At 63.3% G+C, this 19,233-nt stretch carries 17 protein-coding genes; 7 read left to right on the top strand and 10 right to left on the bottom strand.

Going from position 1 to position 19,233, the window contains the following annotated elements; translation table 11 throughout:
- The 3 genes from LB564_RS25830 to LB564_RS25820 form a co-directional block, all read right to left on the bottom strand.
- Nucleotides 1-936 carry a carbohydrate ABC transporter permease gene (locus LB564_RS25830; RefSeq protein WP_411910196.1) on the bottom strand — a complete coding sequence of 312 codons (936 nt, stop codon included), beginning with the start codon at nt 934-936 and terminating at the stop codon, nt 1-3.
- A complete protein-coding gene (locus LB564_RS25825) occupies nt 929-1,822 on the bottom strand; it encodes a carbohydrate ABC transporter permease (protein WP_015315676.1) in 894 nt (297 codons plus the stop codon). Before LB564_RS25825 ends, LB564_RS25830 begins: the two co-directional genes overlap by 8 nt.
- Nucleotides 1,823-1,920: 98 nt before the next feature.
- Nucleotides 1,921-3,159, bottom strand: coding sequence for an ABC transporter substrate-binding protein (locus LB564_RS25820; RefSeq protein WP_224541941.1), 1,239 nt, complete (start codon nt 3,157-3,159; stop codon nt 1,921-1,923).
- A 375-nt stretch (nt 3,160-3,534) separates the two neighbouring features.
- Between LB564_RS25820 and LB564_RS25815 the strand changes: the two genes are divergently transcribed.
- Nucleotides 3,535-4,584, top strand: coding sequence for a LacI family transcriptional regulator (locus tag LB564_RS25815; protein ID WP_224541939.1), 1,050 nt, complete (start codon nt 3,535-3,537; stop codon nt 4,582-4,584).
- Here the strand turns inward: LB564_RS25815 and LB564_RS25810 are convergent.
- Nucleotides 4,566-5,438, bottom strand: a complete 873-nt coding sequence (locus LB564_RS25810; RefSeq protein WP_140704078.1) for an NAD(P)H-dependent oxidoreductase — start codon at nt 5,436-5,438, stop codon at nt 4,566-4,568. The two genes, LB564_RS25815 and LB564_RS25810, sit on opposite strands and share 19 nt — an antisense overlap.
- Before the next feature lie 94 nt (nt 5,439-5,532).
- Between LB564_RS25810 and LB564_RS25805 the strand changes: the two genes are divergently transcribed.
- Entirely contained in the window at nt 5,533-6,447 is a 915-nt protein-coding gene (locus LB564_RS25805) for a LysR family transcriptional regulator (RefSeq protein WP_140705005.1), read from the top strand.
- Nucleotides 6,448-6,516: 69 nt separating this feature from the next.
- Here LB564_RS25805 and gndA read toward each other — a convergent pair whose 3' ends face one another.
- From gndA to LB564_RS25775, 6 genes are all read right to left on the bottom strand, one after another.
- Nucleotides 6,517-7,944: an NADP-dependent phosphogluconate dehydrogenase gene (gndA, locus tag LB564_RS25800; RefSeq protein WP_140704076.1), complete on the bottom strand. Its 1,428-nt coding sequence runs from the start codon at nt 7,942-7,944 to the stop codon at nt 6,517-6,519.
- Nucleotides 7,945-8,079: 135 nt separating this feature from the next.
- Nucleotides 8,080-9,714, bottom strand: a complete 1,635-nt coding sequence (locus LB564_RS25795) for a copper resistance CopC/CopD family protein (protein ID WP_224541937.1) — start codon at nt 9,712-9,714, stop codon at nt 8,080-8,082.
- 56 nt (nt 9,715-9,770) lie between these two features.
- Nucleotides 9,771-10,289 (bottom strand): YcnI family protein, encoded by a 519-nt coding sequence (locus LB564_RS25790; RefSeq protein ID WP_224541935.1) that lies wholly within the window; start codon nt 10,287-10,289, stop codon nt 9,771-9,773.
- A gap of 39 nt (nt 10,290-10,328) precedes the next feature.
- Entirely contained in the window at nt 10,329-10,871 is a 543-nt protein-coding gene (locus LB564_RS25785; RefSeq protein WP_224541933.1) for a copper chaperone PCu(A)C, read from the bottom strand.
- A 95-nt stretch (nt 10,872-10,966) separates the two neighbouring features.
- Nucleotides 10,967-11,323 carry a DUF2946 family protein gene (locus LB564_RS25780; protein ID WP_140705003.1) on the bottom strand — a complete coding sequence of 119 codons (357 nt, stop codon included), beginning with the start codon at nt 11,321-11,323 and terminating at the stop codon, nt 10,967-10,969.
- A gap of 137 nt (nt 11,324-11,460) precedes the next feature.
- On the bottom strand, nt 11,461-12,363 hold the full coding sequence (locus LB564_RS25775; protein ID WP_224541931.1) for a GntR family transcriptional regulator: 903 nt from the start codon (nt 12,361-12,363) through the stop codon (nt 11,461-11,463).
- 245 nt (nt 12,364-12,608) lie between these two features.
- On the opposite strand from LB564_RS25775, the gene LB564_RS25770 reads away from it, so the two are divergent.
- The 5 genes from LB564_RS25770 (at nt 12,609) to LB564_RS25750 (ending at nt 19,180) form a co-directional block, all read left to right on the top strand.
- Complete coding sequence (locus tag LB564_RS25770) at nt 12,609-14,114, top strand: UxaA family hydrolase (protein ID WP_224541929.1); 1,506 nt, start codon at nt 12,609-12,611, stop codon at nt 14,112-14,114.
- 63 nt (nt 14,115-14,177) lie between these two features.
- Nucleotides 14,178-15,176 carry an aldo/keto reductase gene (locus LB564_RS25765; protein ID WP_224541928.1) on the top strand — a complete coding sequence of 333 codons (999 nt, stop codon included), beginning with the start codon at nt 14,178-14,180 and terminating at the stop codon, nt 15,174-15,176.
- Between the two features lie 338 nt (nt 15,177-15,514).
- A complete protein-coding gene (locus LB564_RS25760; RefSeq protein ID WP_140704063.1) occupies nt 15,515-16,510 on the top strand; it encodes an ABC transporter substrate-binding protein in 996 nt (331 codons plus the stop codon).
- 154 nt (nt 16,511-16,664) lie between these two features.
- Nucleotides 16,665-18,218 carry a sugar ABC transporter ATP-binding protein gene (locus LB564_RS25755; RefSeq protein ID WP_224541926.1) on the top strand — a complete coding sequence of 518 codons (1,554 nt, stop codon included), beginning with the start codon at nt 16,665-16,667 and terminating at the stop codon, nt 18,216-18,218.
- On the top strand, nt 18,215-19,180 hold the full coding sequence (locus LB564_RS25750) for an ABC transporter permease (protein WP_140704060.1): 966 nt from the start codon (nt 18,215-18,217) through the stop codon (nt 19,178-19,180). Before LB564_RS25755 ends, LB564_RS25750 begins: the two co-directional genes overlap by 4 nt.
- Nucleotides 19,181-19,233 lie beyond the last annotated feature (53 nt).

The following is a 19,233-nucleotide window of genomic DNA, read 5'->3' as shown; positions in this document are numbered from 1 at the left end:
TCACCCTTTCACCGCGCCGGCGGCGATGCCGCGCACGAACAATTTGCCGGAAACGAAATAGACGATCAGCGGCACCAGCCCGGTCAGGATGGTGGCGGCCATGTTGACATTGTATTCCTTCACGCCCTGCACCGAGTTCACGATGTTGTTGAGCTGCACCGTCATCGGATAGGTGTCTGGGCGGGTGTAGACGACGCCGAACAGGAAGTCGTTCCAGATGCCGGTCACCTGCAGGATGATGGCGACGACGAAGATCGGCAGCGACATCGGCAGCATGATGCGCAGGTAGATGCCCCAGAAGCCGGCGCCGTCGACGCGCGCCGCCCGGAACAGCTCCTCCGGCATGGAGGTGAAATAGTTGCGGAACAGAAGCGTCAGGATCGGCATGCCGAAAATCGAGTGCACGATCACCAGGCCGCTCAGGCTGCCATAGAGGCCGATCTCGCGCAGGATGATGACGATCGGATAGATCATCACCTGGTAGGGAATGAAGGCGCCGACGATCAGGATGACGAAGAATGTGTCGGCGCCCTTGAAGCGCCAGTTGGCCAGCGCGTAGCCGTTCACCGAGGCGATGGCGATCGACAGGATCACCGAGGGAACGGTGATGCGCACCGAGTTCCAGAAACCGCGCGACAGCCCGTCGCAATTGAGGCCGGTGCAGGCCTGCGACCACGCTTTGACCCAGGGCTCGAAGGTGATCTCCATCGGCGGCGAGAAGATGTTGCCGAGGCGGATCTCCGGCATGCCCTTGAGCGAGGTGACGACCATCACATAGAGCGGCAGGAGGTAGTAGAGCGCGACCACGACAAGCGTACCGTAGAGGAAAATATTACGGCGCGAAAACATGTGTCGCGGCTTCGGTCCGCTCGGTCCGGAGGCATCGGCGCGGATGGCGGCGTGGGAAGCAGCCAGGGAGACAGCATGATCAGACACGCTTGCGGCCTCCGAATTCGAGATAGGCCCACGGCACGATGACGATCATCACCGACAACAGCATCATGGTCGAGGCGGCAAAGCCCTGGCCGAGATTCTGGGCGAAGAACATGTAGTCGTAGACATATTTCGCCGGCACTTCGGAGGCGATGCCGGGACCGCCGCTGGTCTGCGCCACGACCAGGTCGTAGACCTTGACGATGCCGGACGCGATGATCACCAGCGTGGTGATGAAAACCGGCCGCATCATCGGGATGATGATGAACAGATAGGTCTTCCACATGGGAATCCCGTCGACCCGCGCGGCCTTCCAGATATCCTCGTCGATGCCGCGCAGGCCCGCCAGCATCAGGCACATGATCAGCCCGGTGCCTTGCCAAAGCGCGGCGATCGATATGCCGTAGATGACGATGCTGGAATTGTAGAGCGGATTGAAGTCGAAGCTGGTCCAGCCGAGGCTTCGTACCACGCCCTGGACGCCGAAATCCGGATTGAGCAGCCACTGCCAGACAAGGCCGGTGACGATGAAGGACAGCGCGAAGGGGTAAAGGAAGATGGTGCGGAACGTGTCCTCGAAACGAATCTTCTGGTCGAGCAGGGCTGCCAGCAGAAACCCGATCACCAGCGAGAACACCAGTGAGATCACGCCATAGATCAAGAGGTTTTCGATCGAGATCAGCCAGCGCGGTGTCGCCCACAGCCGGTAATACTGGTCGAGCCCGACGAAATTCAGCCGCGGCAGCAGCTTCGAATTGGTGAAGGAATAAAGCACCGTCCACGCGGTGCCGCCGACAAAGACCACCATTGCGGTGAGGATCATCGGGATCGAAGCGACCTTCGCATTGAGATTGCGGAAGAGTTGGCTCGGGCGTTCGCTCTTGCTCATCGGTACAGCCGTGCTGGATCGGATAAGGGCGGAAAGTCAGCGCGCCTGGGCTCCCGGCCCTGTCTGGCAAGGTCGGGAGCGAGGCGGCTCGTCGGTCGTCAGTCAGCCGAAGCGATGATGTCGGCGAAGCGCTTCTGCGCATCTTCGAGGCTCATGTCGGGCTTGGCGAAGAATTCCGAGAAAAGATCCTCCTTCTGCTTCTGGCTGTCCTGCGAGAGCAGCTGATCCGTCCATGGGATGACCGCGCCCTTGGCCAGGATGGCGAGGCCCTTCTTCATGCAGTCATTGGCGGCGTTGAGGTCGACGTCGCCGCGCACCGGCAGCGAACCCTTCTTGAGGTTGAAGGCGACCTGGGTCTTGGGATCGAGCAGCGTTTCGGCCAGCACTTCCTGCGCCTTGGCCTTGTCGGCGTCCTTGAGCAGCGGGAAGTAGAAGGCGTCGCCGCCCGTGGCGATGACCTCGTTCAGGCCAAGACCGGGGAGGCAGGTATAGTCCTTGCCGGCGGCCTTGCCGGCGACCTGGAACTCGCCCTGCGCCCAGTCGCCCATGATCTGGCCGCCGGCCTTGCCGGTGATGACCATGTTGGTCGCCTGGTTCCAGTCCTGGACGTTGGTGTTCTTGGCCATCTTGCGCGCATCGTCGGCCGCCTTGAAGACCTTGGCGACTTCGGGGCCGGCTGCGAACTTGGCGTCCTTGTCCTTGTAGACCTTGAGGAAGGTGTCGGTGCCGCCGACCGCGGCAAGCAGCACGTCGAAGGCGCCCGATGCCTGCCAGGCCTGCCCACCGACCGCGAGCGGCACGATGCCTGCCTTCTCCAGCGCCGGAGCGGCGGCCACATATTCATTCCAGTTCTTCGGCACCGGAACCCCGGCCTTCTCGAAGGCCGCGTTCGACAGCCACAGCCACTGCCAGGAATGGATGTTGACCGGTACGCAATAGATCTTCCCGTCGATCGTGCAGGAGTCGAGCAGGCTCTTGGGCCGCACCACTTCCGTCCACTTGCCCTTGGTGGCGACATCGGTGAGGTCGCGCATCAGGCCGGCCTGCACCAACTCCTCCGCCTGCCGGCCATGATTGAACTGGGTGGCCCCCATCGGATCGCCGCCGGTGATGCGGCTGATCATGATCGGCCGCGCCGTGCCGCCGGATCCGGCGATGGCGCCGTCGACCCAGTGATTACCTGTGGCGTCGAATGCCTTGGCGAGTTCGGCGACCGCCGCCGCCTCGCCGCCGGAGGTCCACCAATGGGTGACTTCCAGATCGGTCGCGGCCGCCGGTCCGGCGACGTTGAGCGCAACCGTCGCTGCAAAGGCAGAGGTCAGGAATTTGTATCGCATTTCGGCTTCCTCCCAGAAATCTGAAACGTTACAGATTCTCGATACGGCAATTGCAGGGATGGCGCAACCCCGAGCATGCGGGCGGTCTCACATTTTTTCGAGTCGCGAACAAATTCTGGAGCGAATCGGCCGTGCTGCGCTGCAACATGCAGTCATTGCGGCGCAAAATTACCACGAGAGGCAGCTTGCCATGGATTCCAAAGGAGTTTGCCCGCCAGAAGTCCGCTGTCCTATCCATCGCCCGGCAGGCGACATTGGCAATCTGTAACGTTTCAGTATATTGGAACGACGCCGGGCTCGAAATCACGCCTTGTTGCGGATTGCGACGATTGCCGATCCGGCCTGTGGCTGCTATGCGCCTGACGGGCGGGACGAATGGACAGACAGCGGACGGAAAAGAACGAGGACGCGTCGGCGCGAGAGCGGCCGACGTTGAAGACGCTTGCCTTCATGACCGGGCTCGGCGTCACCACCGTGTCGCGCGCGCTGAAGGACGCACCGGAAATCGGCGCCGAGACCAGGCGCCGCGTCCAGCTCGTCGCCAAGCAGATCGGCTACCGGCCCAATCGCGCCGGTGTGCGCCTGAGGACCGGCAAGACCAATGTCATCAGCCTCGTGCTCAACACCGAGCATGAGATCATGAGCTTCGTCTCCGACATCATCTATGGCGTGACGGAAGTCATCGCCGACACGCCCTACCACCTGATCGTCACGCCTTACTCGCGCTCGCAGGATCCGCTGGATCCGGTTCGTTATCTCGTCGAAACAGGCTCGGCCGACGGCGTCATCATTTCCCGCACGCAGCCGAACGATCCCCGCGCCCGCTACATGCTGGAGCGCGGCATACCCTTCGCCACGCATGGCCGCACGGATATGGGGCTGGTTCATCCCTATCATGATTTCGACAACTACGCCTTCGCGGCCGAGGCGGTACGCCATCTCGCCGGCATGGGCCGACGACGGCTGGCTTTGGTGACGCCGCCAGTCGGTTTGAGCTACTACCGTCACACGGTCGACGGCTTTGCCGACGCGCTGAGCGAAGCCGGCGCCAGCGAGGTGCCATTCAACATCGTCTCGATCGACCACTCGATGGAGCAGATCAGGACGAGGACCGCGCAGCTGATGCGGCGCGACATCAGGCCGGACGGCATCATCAGCAGCGCCGCGGCCGCGACGCTCGCCATCGTCGCCGGCATCGAGGATGCCGGCCTCAAGCTCGGCCACGATGTCGACGTGGTGTCGAAACAGTCGTCGGACCTTTTGCATCTGTTCCGGCATGAATTGCTGGTCGTCAACGAAGACTTCCGGCTGGCCGGCTCCGAGCTCGCCCGCTCGGTGCTCGGCTGGATAGGCGGCGCTGCGCCCGGCTCTCTGCAGAGCCTGAGCGAGCCGAAGGGGGTTGTGGCTTATCGGGGCTCCGACTGAGCGTCTGTCTGGATCGACGCCCGCAAATCCGCGTGCGTTGCGTGAAACAATGAACCGTTCTGGCCGGCCGCGCCGCGTTTCACATGGAGTTCGAAGCCTGCTGCTCCTGGACCCTCCAGTTCGGCACGAAGCCGCATGCTCGGGATCAGGTAGTCGCCACCATTCTGCCGCCGGTAGGGAATCGGTGCGGTGGTGGCCAGTGTCCGCATCCGTTCGCGCAGGCGTTCGGCGATGGGCCCGAAGCCAGCTTCATCGAGACGGTCCACGCTGTAGATCACGAACGGCGGAAGCACGTCGTAGCCCGGATAATAGAGGATTCCGTGGTTGATCGGGAACAGCAGGTCGTCGATCGGCCCGTTGACCCCACGCGCGGAATAATGATCTTCCCAGCCGCCGGCCGTCACGATCAGCATTGCTCGCTTGCCGGCGAGAGTGCCCTCGCCGTACCGGTCACCCCATCGCTTGTCGCTGTGTTCGCCGACACCATAGGCGAAGCCGTAGGCAAAGACCCGATCGACCCAGCCCTTCAGGATCGCCGGCATGGCGAACCACCACAGCGGAAACTGCAGGATCAGCGCATCGGCCCAAAGCAGCTTCTCGATCTCGGTCTTGACGTCTTCAGTCAGCGCATTGGACTCGTATGCTTGTTTGGAGGCCGCCACCGGCACCAGCCGCGCTTCTGACGAAAGAGCGGGAAAATCAGCACGGTCGACCTCCGATTTCCAGCCGTCGGCATAAAGGTCGGACACCCGCACCTCGTGGCCTTGAGCCTGGAGTTCCTTGACGGCAACGTCACGGAGCGCGCCGTTGAGCGAGCGCGGTTCGGGATGGGCAAAGACAAGCAGGACTTTCATGATTCATCGATCTCCGTTGGAAACGTGGACCCTGAGATAGCCAATGGCGGAATCATCCGCTACATATGGGGAATGCATAATATACTGCCGATTAGTGGATAAATCAGCTGTCACGCTGGAGCGCATGCGCACCTTCGTTCGCGTTGCTGAACGAGGCAGCCTGTCGGCGGTCGCGCGTGACCTCGGGATCGGCCAATCGACGGTCACGCGCCATTTGAGGGAACTGGAGGAAGCCGTCGGCGTGGCCTTGCTCAGCAGGACCACCCGGCGTGTCGCCATGACCGACGAGGGCAGCCGCTACTATGCCGACAGCGTGCAAATTCTGCGCCTTGTCGAACAGGCGAGCGACGAGGTTCGCGGCACGCGAGGAGCGCCGGCCGGCACGATCCGGCTCTCCTGCACCGCGGCCATCGGGGTGCTGCATGTCAGCCGGCTGATCTTCGCGTTTCAGGATCGCTACCGCGATATCGGCGTCGATCTCAGCCTCACCGACGAGCGCATCGACCTTGTCACGGAAGGCGTCGACCTCGCGCTTCGTCTCGGCCCGCTCACCGACAGTTCCATGAAGTTGCGGTCGCTCGGCCAGTCGCGGCGGCTGCTCGTCGCGGCGCCGGGCTATCTGGCTGAGCGAGGCAGGCCCGCGGATCCCCGGGACCTGGCTGGTCACGAGGGCGTCCGCATGTCAAACGTTACCGGCAGCGACACCCTTGTCCTGCAAGGACCGAACGGCGAGCGCCATGTGGTGCCGTTTGCCGGACGCCTTCGGGTCGACCACGGACTTGCCGCACGCGAAGCCTTGCTCGCAGGGCGCGGCATTGCGCCCGCCCATCAATGGCTTGTCGGCGATCTCCTGGCGTCCGGCCGGCTCGAGGCAATCCTGCCGGATTATGCGCTGCCGTCGGTTCCGCTCAGCATGCTGATCGTACCCGAGCGGGCGGCCATCGCCCGGGTCCGGCTGCTGGTCGATTTTCTCGCTCAGCAGATCGGCGGCATCCCCGGGATCGAGTAGCCGCATGTCGAGCGTTAAGTTTCTTTAGGCGGAGCCGGCAAGGAATGCCGGCTGCTTGATGAGCATGATCTAACCCGCCGCGCCGCTGCCCCAAGGGCCGTGAAAGGCACCCTGCTCGCCGATGCGCTCGAAACCATGCGCGCCGAAGAAGTCGCGCTGCGCCTGGATCAGGTTCGAAGTGCCGCGCCCCTGGCGGTAGCTGTCGAAATAGGCAAGCGCCGAAGACAGCGCCGGCACCGGCGCACCGGCTTCGGAAGCCCTTGCCACGATGCGCCGCAGCGACGGATGCGCCTCCTGCATCAAGCTGATGAAAGCCGGCGCCATCAGCAGGTTGGTCGAGGCGCCACCACTGCTGAAGGCCTCGGCCATCGTGTCGAGCATTTGCGAGCGGATGATGCAGCCGGCGCGCCAAATCTTGGCGATGGTCGGCATCGGCAGGTTCCAGTTGAACTCCTTCGAGGCGCCGGCCATCACGGCAAAGCCCTGCGCGTAAGCAGCGATCTTGCCGGCGAACAGCGCCAGTTCGAGATCATGCAACAGCGCGTCCTTGTCGCCGGAAATCTTCGTCACGCCGCTATTGCCATAGGCCTTTTCAGCCGCCTGCCTTTCGTCCTTGATCGACGACAGCACGCGCGCCGCCACCGCCGCCTCGATCGCGGTCGCCGGAATGCCGAGCTGCTGCGCCTCGATGACGGACCATTTGCCGGTGCCCTTCTGGCCGGCGCGATCGAGGATGATATCGACCACCGGCTTGCCGGTCTTCGGATCGTCGGCGGCCAGTACCTTGGCGGTGATCTCGATCAAATAGGAATTGAGCCGGCCCTTGTTCCAGTTTTCAAAGACCGTGCCGATATCCTTCGGCCCCATGCCCAGGCCATCGCGCAGGATGCCGTAAATCTCGGCGATCATCTGCATGTCGGCATATTCGATGCCGTTGTGGATGGTCTTGACGAAATGGCCGGCGCCATCGGTGCCGAGCCAGGCCGCGCAGGGCTCGTCCTTGAATTTGGCGGAGATGGCGGTCAGCACCTTCTCGACACGCTTCCAGCTATCTTCCGTGCCGCCGACCATGATCGAAGGTCCATGGCGCGCGCCCTCCTCGCCACCGGACACGCCCATGCCGATAAAGGTGAGGCCAGAGCCGGACAGTTCGGAGAAGCGCCGCATTGTATCGCGGAAATTGGCATTGCCGGCATCGACGACGATGTCGTTGGCCGACAGCACGCCGCGCAGCGCTTCGATCTGCTCGTCCACCGGCTTGCCGGCCAGCACCATGATGATGATCGGGCGCGGCGGCCGGATCGCGGCGGCAAGCTCTTCCAGGCTGTAACAGGGGACGACCATATCCCTGAGTGCACCGGCATTCTCGACGAAAGCGTCGGTGCGTGCCCTCGTGCGGTTGAAGACGGCGATGCGGTGCCCGTGCTCGGCGATGTTCAGCGCCAGGTTGGAGCCCATCGTGCCAAGGCCGATCAGGCCGATTTCGGCTTTTTCCATCGTTTCTTCCCTGTTTCCGGATCTGGTGTTTTCGAGCTCGCGCTCTTCGTTGGCTGGATGCCGGTTATTGCGCGGATGATTGACGGGCCTTCAGGCCCGCGTCAACCGCCTCGCCCAATTGTGTTGCCGGGACCATTACGGCCTGATGTCGATCGGCGCCTCGATCTTCACCATCTCGAAGTCCGAGACCAATATGTCTACGCGCACCGTCCAGCGGCCCGAAACCGGGATAACGAGATTATCGACACGCCAGCTGCCGTCGCCGGGCTTGGTCGCCGCGCGCTTCAGCGGCTCGATGCCGGAATCGGGCTTCGACAGCACCAACGTCACTTCCTTGGCATCGAGCGGCCCGAAATCCCCGGTCATGATGATCATCGAGGCGACGACCGGCCCGGCATGGCCAGGCGTGATGCTGAGATCGGCCATCGCCTGCAGCGCGTGGATGTGGACCGAAACCGGCTGCGCCGCAGCGATCGCCAACGCCCGTGGCGGCGGCGTGAAGCGCCAGCCGGCGGCGACCCCGAAGATCGCCAGCACGATCAGCACTTCGACGCCGACCGAGCGCGTGAGCCTGCGTTGCACCTCGGTCGCGCCCGCCTCGGCCGAAGCGGTGAGCTTCCAGCGATTGACGGCGGCCAGCGTGAACAGGAAGACCAGCAGCGCGAGCTTGACCAGCAGCAGCCGGCCATAGGCAGTGTCGACCAGCGCCGAGGGCGTCCCCACCTGGATCACGGCCAACACGATGCCCGCCGCGGCAAGCAAGGCGACCACGGGCAGGATGGCCAATGAGAAGCGGCGCAGGAATTCAACGACGCCGGCCGCTTGACGCTTCAGCGCGAGGCCGAGCGGCACCAGCGCGCCGGCCCAGAAAGCGATGCCGACGCCATGCACGAAAACCAGCGGCCGTGTCAGCCATTGCGGCTCGGCGGCACTGGCGTGGCCGCTCGCGGCGAGTGCCGCGCCCACACCGGCCAGCCCGGCAAGGGCAAGCGGCCTGGCAGCCGCGCGCGGCGCGGCCAGCGACAGCAGGCCAAGCCCCAGCGCGATGAGGGCGAGCAACACCGTCCAGCCGAAGCTGGTGCCGAGCGCGGTGCGCCAGACAACCGGCTGCGCCAGGTGGGAGAGCGGCGCGCCGAGCGCATCCAGTCCCTGGAAGCCCAGCGACAGCGGCGCAGCCAACAGCCCGCACAGGATCGTCCCGGCAACAAAGCGCTGACCGGCGCGACCACCACCGGCCAGCCAGGCAATAGCGTAGGCGCCGCCGACACCGAGGAAAAGACCCGCGTAGAGAAGGACTTTCCCAATCCAGATCGCCGACCGCAGCGGCCAGTTGACCGCTTCGGACACGGCCGGCGGCTCACTCGGCGCGCCGATGGAAAACAAGAGCGAGCCGCCGACCGGATGGCCGTCGGCGGAAATGACGCGCCAGCTCAGCACATGCGTGCCGGATTTGAGCGCCTGCGGATTGTCGATCTCCAGCGTCTGGTCGGTGAGCCGGAAGGATGTCAGCGCGACCGGCGTGCCGTCGGGTGTCACCAGCGTCAGCACCAGCGGCGAGACCAGCTCGCTGAAGGTCAGCGAGAACCGTGCCGGCGCCTGCGCCAGCACCGCCCCGTCGGCCGGGTCGGTCTTGATCAGCGCCGCATGGGCAAAGGCCTGGCCTGTCGCGGCCATCATGATGAACGTGATGATCATCGCGAAAAGCCCAGCAACCCAATTGAAGCGTTTGCGGGTCGTCGCCGTCCTTTGCAATGGGGATATCGCGTTCATGCTGTCGCCATGGAATTGGCGGCGCGCCTTTGCCGACAGGGCGCGCCGCCGGAAAATCATCTCTTCGGTGTAAGCTTGATGCCGGGCGCCGGGGTCTCCAGTGCGTCCTCGTCCTGTCCGGTCGCCGGAATCTCGATCCAGCGTTCGGTAGCGCCATCGCATTCCTGCACCACGGGGAAATAGAGCTTCTGGCCGACAGGCAGATCCGCCGTGAGCATCGCGCGGAAGACGAACTCGTCGTAGAAGTCATCCGGCAGATTGCCGCCGCTCCAGTCGACTTCCTTGACCCCATCGGCAACCGGCTGGCCGTAGAGCTGGTACGACTTCTCGTACTTGCCCTTCTTGGTCTGCAGCGTCCAGCCGGGCTTCGGCATCGGCTTCACCGCGATCACCCCTTCAGGAATCTGCACGCGCACGGCGGTCGTCGCCTTGCCGTCGCAACCATGCGGCACGCGCAGCACAGCCTTGTAGGTCGAGCCGACCGCGGCCTCCTGAGTCTCGAGTGTGATGTGCGCGAAGGCGGCATTCGTCCCCAGCACGAGAAACGCGCCGGCCGCCAAAAGAAACTTGTTCATGATGGTCCCTCTAATGTCAAAATTGGTGGATCGGCTTGATCAATTGGCGTGGTCGTCCATGCCGCCCATTTCACCCATGCCTTCGACGGCGAATTCCACGCTGACGGTGCCGGCTTTCTCGAAGGTCAGCGTGGCGGCGAATTTTTCGCCCTGCTTGGGTTGCCGCTTCAGGCCGATGAACATCAGGTGATAGCCACCGGGCGCGAGCGCGACCTTGCCGCCGGCCGGGATTTCCAGGCCACCGTCCACTGGCCGCATGGTCATGACGCCGTCCTTGACCCCCATTTGATGCAGCTCGGCCTTGTCGGAGACATCGGAGGAGATCGACAACAGCCGGTCCGCGTCTCTGCCCTTGTTGAGGATGGTGAAATAGCCGCCGGCCACCTTGGCGCCGGCAGGCGTGGCGCGAGACCAGGGATGTTCGATTTCGAGATCGCCGACCTTGAATTCATGCGCCAGCACGGCCTGGGCACCGACGAACACCAGGGCAAAGGCCAGGGCGACAATGCCGAGACGCGCCTGGAAACGAGGCAGGGTGCGGTCGAACAGAGTGCCCGCCGCTATGAGGAAAGAATGGGACATGGTTGCTCCATGACGTGATGATCGCGCCGTCGCCGGTCGCGAATGGTTTGATCCTGGATGAGTACGCTCGCGAAAGGTTCCGCAAGCAAGCTGGCTCAAGCCGCCAGCGGCGGCGCGCGCGGGTTCGACGGCGAGCGTTCGCGGGCGAAGTCGAGATGGGTGGTCGCCGGGAAGACGAAGGCGACGGTCTCGAAGGAAAGGGATGCAAGTGCAAGCCCGGCATCGGGCGGCGGCGCATAGGCCGGCGAAAACATGCTGCAGCCGAGTGTGCAGCAGGCCGGCAGATGGGACGGATGCTGGTCGCCGCCGGGAAGCTGGGTGGCGCCGTCGTGGGTGCAGATGACGTTGCCGAAGGCGTCGAACTGCGCGGCACTCGGCCCGGAGCCGAAGGCAAACGCACCAAGTGTCGACTGGAGCAACAGCAGATAGGCCGCGACAAGCGCGACCGGTATGCTCCACCGTCTCCCGTTCTTGTTCAAATGACTTGCCCGATCAAACCATCTGTCTCTTCAAACAATCGATGACGATACCTAGCACGGCCGGGAAAGGTCGAAAATCGCCAATTCAATGCTGCGGCAACACGGCAGGATCAGCTCTTTTGGGATGGCCGGCTTTCCGGGATGGAGGTGAGCAATGTCTGGCGCGCCGACTTCAGATGCTTGCGGCAGGCGGCATCGACCTTGCCGAGGTCGCGCGACTTGAGAGCCTCGATATAGGCAAGATGCTCGCCGATCGCGACTTCGTTGCGCTCGCGCTCCTGCGCCTTGTTCCACTGATAGTGGTAATGGAAGATCATGGCGATGACGTCGTAGAAATCGACGATGAAGCGATTGTGCGAGGCGCGATGGATCAACCGGTGCAAGCGTTCGTCCAACTCCGAGAACGCGTTGAAACGCGTCACGATCTCGCGTTGCAGGACACGATGCTCCTCTTCCAGGCGGTCCAGATCGCCCCAGACCGGGCTGTCCGGCGGCAGCGCGGCGAAGGCGGCGGCCGAGCGCAATTCGAACATCTCGCGGATCTCGGTCAGTTCCAGCGCGAAGGCGCGCGTAAAGCCCTTCAGCACCCAATGGCTGTTGCGGCGTTTTTCGATCAGGCCGAAGCGGGAGAAGCGGATCAGGAACTCGCGCACGCTGGTCGTGCCGACGCCGATCTCGCGCGCCAGTTCGAGCTCGTTGATCTGCATGCCGGCCTCGGCGCCGCCGGCCAGCAGCCTGCGCATGAACGAGCGCTCGATGATCTCGGCCAGCGTGTCGGTCTCTTCCTCGGGGAAGAAATCGTCGGGACGCGGGTCGCGCAGCACCGTCTTGGCGCGCTTGTTCCAGGCGATCAGCCCGGTTTCCTCCATGCGCGCCAGGATGCTGCGCACGGTCGTGCGGCTGACGCCGAGCAAGGCGCCAAGCTCCGGCTCCGACGGCAGGCTGCGTGTCTCGTCGAGCAGCCTGAGGCAGCGGTTATAGGCGTCCTTGTAGACGTTGTTGCTCTTCGACATCCCCTGACCCATTCATGCCGGCGCTTGCGGCGGCCGGCTTGAAGCGCAATATGACGTTCCCACGACCCTGAAAAGCGGGAAACGCTTTAACTGGGTCCGGTTCATGTCCCGAGCGCTACCACTTACCCAGGTGGAACCGCGGCGAAAAAACAATTGACGCAAAACTGTTTTTTCACGATAAAAGACATTAACTCTTAACAAGCGCGTGTCAATCCGCGCATCCCAGGACCACCCAGGAAACGCCCGTGAACGTCTCGAACACCATCCTTCTGTCCCCCGCCGACAATGTCGCCGTTGCCAATGGCCGCATCGAGATCGGCACCGCGCTGCCGGGTGGCGCACGCGCCGTCGCCGTCATCGAGCCCGGCCACAAGGTGGCCATCAAACCGATTGCCACGGGTGAAGCCGTGGTCAAATACGCCCAGGCGATCGGCCGCGCCACACAGGACATCGCGCCGGGCGAGCATGTCCATTCGCACAATCTGGTTTTCGAGGCCGGCCGCCTGCCGGTGGTGCCGCCGAGCGAGGCCGAGCATGCGACGGAGGCCGACCGTGTCAGAACCTTCATGGGCTATCGCCGCGCCGACGGCCGCGCCGGCACGCGCAACTTCATCGGCATCATCGCCAGCGTCAATTGCTCGGCCACCGTCTGCCATTCGATCGCCGACACCGCCAACCGGACCCTGTTGCCGAAATATCCCGGCATTGACGGCTTCGTGCCCATCGTCCACGGCCAGGGCTGCGGCATGAGCGGCACCGGCGATGGCATGATGGTGCTGCATCGGACTCTGGCCGGCTATGCCCGCCACCCGAATTTCGGCGGTGTGCTGATGGTCGGGCTTGGCTGCGAGGTCAACCAGCTCACTCTCTACGGCCAGAAGGGTGCCGCCGCTGGCAAGCGTCATTTCAACATCCAGGATGCCGGCGGGTCGCGCAAATCCGTCGAAAAGGCGATGGGCGTGCTGGCCGAGATCGCCGAGGAGGTCGGCCAGTTGAAGCGAGAGCCGATCCCGGTCAGCGAGATCGTCGTCGGCCTGCAATGCGGCGGCTCCGACGGCATGTCGGGCATCACCGCCAATCCGGCACTGGGTGCGGCGGTCGACATCCTCGCCGGCGTCGGCGGCATCGGCATCCTCTCCGAGACGACCGAAATCTATGGCGCCGAACATCTGCTCGCCTATCGCGCGGCATCGCCGGAGATCGCCAAGAAGCTCGATGGCTACGTGAAATGGTGGGAAGATCACGTCGCCAAGCATGGCGCCTCGATCGACAACAACCCGTCACCCGGGAACAAGCGCGGCGGTCTCACCACCATCCTTGAAAAGTCGCTCGGCGCCGTCGCCAAGGGTGGCCAAACCCCGCTCAACGGTGTGTTCGGCTATGCCGAGAAGGTCACCGGCAACGGGCTGGTGTTCATGGACACGCCCGGCTACGACCCGGTCTCGGCCACCGGACAGGTGGCTGGCGGCGCCAATGTCATCGTCTTCACCACCGGCCGCGGTTCCTGCTTCGGCTGCCGGCCGACACCGTCGATCAAGGTCGCCACCAACTCGACCATGTATCACCAGATGGAAGAGGACATGGACGTCAATTGCGGCGTCATCGCCTCGGGCGAAAAGACCATTGCCGGCATGGGCCGCGAGATCTTCGAGCTGATCGTCGAAACGGCTTCGGGCCGCAAGACCAAGAGCGAGGATTTCGGTTACGGCGACAACGAGTTCGTGCCCTGGCATCTCGGCGCGACACTCTAGGTTTCGACGCATATCTGGTAGACTTGCCGAGCCGCGCAATGGCCGGCCACGGGGAGGTTATGCATGGAAAGACGCCGCATCGGTCAGACGGCACTTGAAGTCACCGAGGTCAGCTTCGGCGGCGCCGCGATCGGCGGCCTCTACCGGGCCTGCTCGCGCGAGGCGGCGATGGAAACGCTGCAAGGCGCCTGGGAGGCGGGCTTGCGCTATTTCGACACCGCGCCCTTCTACGGTTTCGGCCTGTCGGAACGGCGCTTCGGCGATTTCCTGCGCTACAAGCCGCGCGATTCCTACGTGCTGTCGACCAAGGTCGGACGCCTGCTACACCCGGTGCCTGAAGACAAGGTGCCCGACCACTCCTATGTCGATCCGCTGCCCTTCGCGCTGGACTACGATTATTCCTACGACGGCATCATGCGGTCGGTCGACTTCAGCTACGCGCGCCTCGGGCTAAACAGGATAGACATCCTGTATGTGCACGACATCGGCGTCTACACGCATGGCGCCGAGAAGACCAAACTGCATTTTCGCCAGCTGATGGACGGCGGGCTCAAGGCGCTCGAGGAGTTGAAGCGGGACGGTACGATTGCCGCCTATGGGCTCGGCGTCAACGAAGTCCAGATCTGCCTCGACGTCATGCGCCGGGCGCCGCTCGACTGCATCCTGCTCGCCAGCCGGTACTCCTTGCTCGACCGCAGCGCGGAAGCCGAATTGCTGCCGCTGTGCCGGGCGCAACAGACGTCGCTGGTCATCGGCGGCGTTTTCAACTCCGGCATATTGGCGACCGGGCCGGTGCAAGGCGCGCATTTCGACTACCAGCCCGCCAACCGCGATATGCTCGACCGGGTCGACGCCATGGAAAAGATAGCAGGCGAAGGCGGTTACCCCCTGCCGGCGGCCGCGTTCCAGTTTCCCTTGCACGAGCCAGCCGTCGCCACCGTGCTGACCGGCACCGCAAAACTGGCGAACCTGACGCGCAACCTGGAACTGCTCGATATCGACGTGCCGGAGACGGAATATGCCAAGTATCGTCCCTACACCGTGACGCAGGAACTGCCTTGAGGACCATACCCTCGCGATGCACAATCGCGGTCGGCTTCACAATGCCGCGATCCTATGAAAAGAATGAACATTCCATATTGACTGAGGTATGGAATTAATATTCCATACCTCTATAGAACGGACGGAAGCACCTGACCACGGCAAGGGAGGAACCACGCCAGCGGGTGAGTCATTGCCAGACCGTTTGGGATGACTGACTGGAAACACCGCTTGCATCAGCTGGACCGATGCACTATCAAAACAGAGCAACTGTTTTTTATTGATAAAGTTCTGTTTGGGCCACGCCTATCCGAACGGAGCTTCCGTAAACGTTCACCGGGCGACTTAGGGAGGATCCTATGAAATTCGTGACCAGCATTCTCAACCGCCGCGCCGTCATGGCCCTTGCGGCAGCCTCGATGCTCACCGCCGTCATGCACAGCGCACCGGTTTCGGCGGCTGACGTGACCATCCCGATCATCGTCAAGGACACCACGTCCTTCTACTGGCAGATCGTTTTGGCCGGCGCCCGCAAGGCCGGCAAGGATCTCGGCGTCAATGTGCCGGAACTCGGCGCCCAGGCTGAAACCGACGTCAACGGCCAGGTCTCGATCCTCGAGAACGCCGTCGCCAGCAACCCGGCCGCAATCGTGATCGCGCCTACCGAGTTCAAGGCGCTTGGCAAGCCGATCGATGAAGCGGCCGCCAAGGTCAAGGTCATCGGTATCGACTCCGGCGCCGACTCCAAGGCCTTCACCTCGTTCCTGACCACCGACAACGTGCAGGGCGGCCGCGTCGCCGCTGATGGCCTCGCAGCCGCCATCGGCGCCGCCAACGGCGGCAAGATCGAGGGCGACGTCGCCCTGATCACCAACGCGCCCGGCGCCGGCTCGCTCGAACAGCGCAAGCAGGGCTTCACCGAACAGCTCAAGGCAAAGTATCCGGGCCTGAAGCTGGTCGCCGACAAATATGCCGACGGCCAAGCCACCACCGGCCTCAACATCGCCACCGATCTGATCACCGCCAATCCGAACCTCAAGGGCATCTTCGCCTCCAACCTGATCATGGCGCAGGGCGTCGGTCAGGCCGTCGCCGAGAACAACCTTGGCGGCAAGCTGGCGCTGGTCGGCTTCGACAGCGACGAGAAGCTGATCAAGTTCCTCAATGACGGCGTCATTTCCGCCCTCGTCGTCCAGGACCCCTACCGGATGGGCTATGACGGCATCAAGACCGCGCTCGCCGCCTCGAAGGGCGAGAAGGTCGAGGCCAATGTCGACACCGGCGCCAACCTGGTCACCAAGGACAATATGAAGGACCCCAAGATCGACGCCCTGCTCAACCCGAAGCTGAAGTAAGGGCAGGCAAGATCGAAATCGTTTCCGGGGCCTCCTCGCCCCGGAAACATCCCGCAGCGGCTTGGGAATCGGCGGGCTCGAACTAATCTGATTTCAACGAGTGGAGAGCCGCATCGCCGCCCGCCACTCGCAAGACCAGTCTGGGAGGATTGTCATGACGCCGACGGCGCAGGAACTGCATCCGGCCCCCGTTCTGGAACCCGGCAGGACCATCCTCGAACTGCGCGGGCTGGAAAAACGCTATCCCGGCACCCATGCGCTGAAGCCGGTCAATCTTGCCTTCAGATCAGGCGAAATCCACGCCATCGTCGGCGAAAACGGCGCCGGCAAATCGACCCTCATCAAGCTCCTGACCGGCGTCATGCCGCGCACCTCGGGCGAGGTCTTCTGGGAAGGGCAGCCGGCAGCCCTGGCGACGCCGCATGAAGCGATGGCGCTCGGCATCAATGCCGTGCATCAGGAAGTCGTGCTGTGCCGTCATTTGACCGTCGCCGCCAACATGTTCCTAGGCGAGGAGAATTCGCGTTTCGGCATCCTGCAGCAACGCGCCATGGTCAGGGAAGCGCAGAAGATCATCGACGATCTCGGCTTCGACCTGCCGGCGCATGTCGTGCTGGGTGACCTCACCATAGGCCAGCAGCAATTGATCGCCGCCGCCCGCGCCACGGTGCGCGGCACCAAGTTCCTGATCTTCGACGAACCCACGGCCTATCTCACCCGCAAGGAGGCCGACCAGCTCTTCACGCTCATCCGCCGTCTGAAGGGCGAAGGTGTGACGATCATCTACATCAGCCACCGCATGGAAGAGGTGTTCGAACTCGCCGACCGCGTTTCCGTACTGCGCGACGGCACGCTGGTCGGCACCAGAAACATCGCCGAGACCAACGACGCCGAACTGGTCAAGATGATGATCAACCGCTCGATCGAGCAGGTCTACCACAAGGAGCATTTCACGCCGGGCGCTCCGATCGTCGAAACAAGGAACCTGTCCGGCAAGGGCTTCGAGAACATCTCGATGACGGTGCGTGCCGGCGAGATCGTCGGCCTCTATGGGTTGATCGGCGCCGGGCGCAGCGAGTTCGTCACCTCGCTCTATGGACGTCACAAAAAGTCGGCCGGCCAGATCCTGTGGGAAGGCAAGCAAGTCCAGATCAACTCCGAGCATGACGCGATCAAGCTCGGCATGGCGCTGGCGCCGGAAAGCCGCCGCGACCAGGGTCTTTGCCTCAATTTGCCGGTTGGCCTCAACCTCAATTTGCCGATCTACAAGCGCATCTCCAGCAATCTGTTGATCTCGAACGCGAAAGAGAAGGCCGAGGCCGACCGCCAGATCGCTGGCCTGAGAATCAAGACGCCGACGCGCGGCGCGCTGGCGTCGAGCCTTTCGGGCGGAAACCAGCAGAAGATCGTCATCGGCAAATGGCTGGCCCATGGCGCCAAGCTGTTCATCTTCGACGAACCGACGGTCGGCGTCGATGTCGGCACCAAGGCCGAGATCTATCGCCTGTTCGGCGAATTGTTGTCCAAGGGTGCCGGCATCATCCTGATCTCGTCCTACTTGCCGGAGGTCTACGAACTGGCCGACACGCTGCATGTGTTCCGGCGCGGCAAGCTGGTCGCCACGCACGGGTTCCACACCGCCAGTCACGAGGACATTCTCACGCAGGCGCTCGCCGAGAAACAAGAAAAACTGGGAGGACAGACATGAGCATCGAGGCGATCCCCGCCGAAAAACCGAAGCGCAACTACAACGTCCTGTTCGGGCTGACGCTGCTGGCGCTGCTGGTGCTGCTCTGGATCGTCCTGTCGCTGGCGACGCCAAGCTTCGCTTCGGGCAACAACATCGCCAATCTTCTGCGTCAGGGCTCGATGATCGCCATCATGGCGGTCGGCCAGACCTTCGTCATCATCACCGGCGGCATCGATCTTTCCGTCGGTGCGGTGGTCGGTTTCGCCACTGTCGTCGTCGCCCTGCTGATCAATGCCGGCGTACCGATCGCGCTCGCCATCCTGATCACCTTGCTGGTCGGAGTCGCCATCGGCCTTTTCCACGGCTTCGGCATCGTCAAGATGGGCCTGCCGCCCTTCATCATCACACTGGCGACGCTGACCTCGTTGCGCGGCATCGGCCTTCTGATGACCAACGGCAACTCGATCAACATCAACAGCGACAGCTTCACCGCCTTCTCGCGCAATTCCTTTATCGGCATCCCCAATCTGTTCTGGATGGTGATCCTGGTCGGCGTGCCCGCCTATGTCTTCCTGCATCACAGCCGCTGGGGCCGGTACCTGTTCTCGGTCGGCTCCAATGCCGAGGCCTCGCGCCTGTCGGGCGTCAATGTTCAGCGCACCATCTACATGGCCTACACGCTGTCCGGCCTGTGCGCGGCTTTCGTCGGCGTGCTCTTGGCCGCCCGCATCGGCATCGGCAACCCGACCCAGGCCGAGGGCTGGGAACTGCAGGCGATCGCCTCCTCCGTCATTGGTGGCACCTCGCTTTTCGGTGCGGTCGGCTCGGTGCACGGGCCGCTGCTCGGCGCCTTCATCCTTGCCACCATCAACAACGGCGCCAACCTGCTCAACGTCAACTCGTTCTGGCAGCGCATCATCACTGGCGCGCTGATCATCATCATCGTCTACTTCGACGGACTGCGCCGCCGCGGCAAATAACGCGTTCCAATCGATCGCCGGCCTGACGTGGGCCGGCGATTTCGCGAACAGAC

This window comes from Mesorhizobium sp. ES1-6 (assembly GCF_020164775.1).
Taxonomy (GTDB): Bacteria; Pseudomonadota; Alphaproteobacteria; order Rhizobiales; family Rhizobiaceae; genus Mesorhizobium.
The sequence above is the reverse complement of the archived record's forward strand: the minus strand, read 5'-3'. Positions and strand labels throughout refer to the sequence as shown.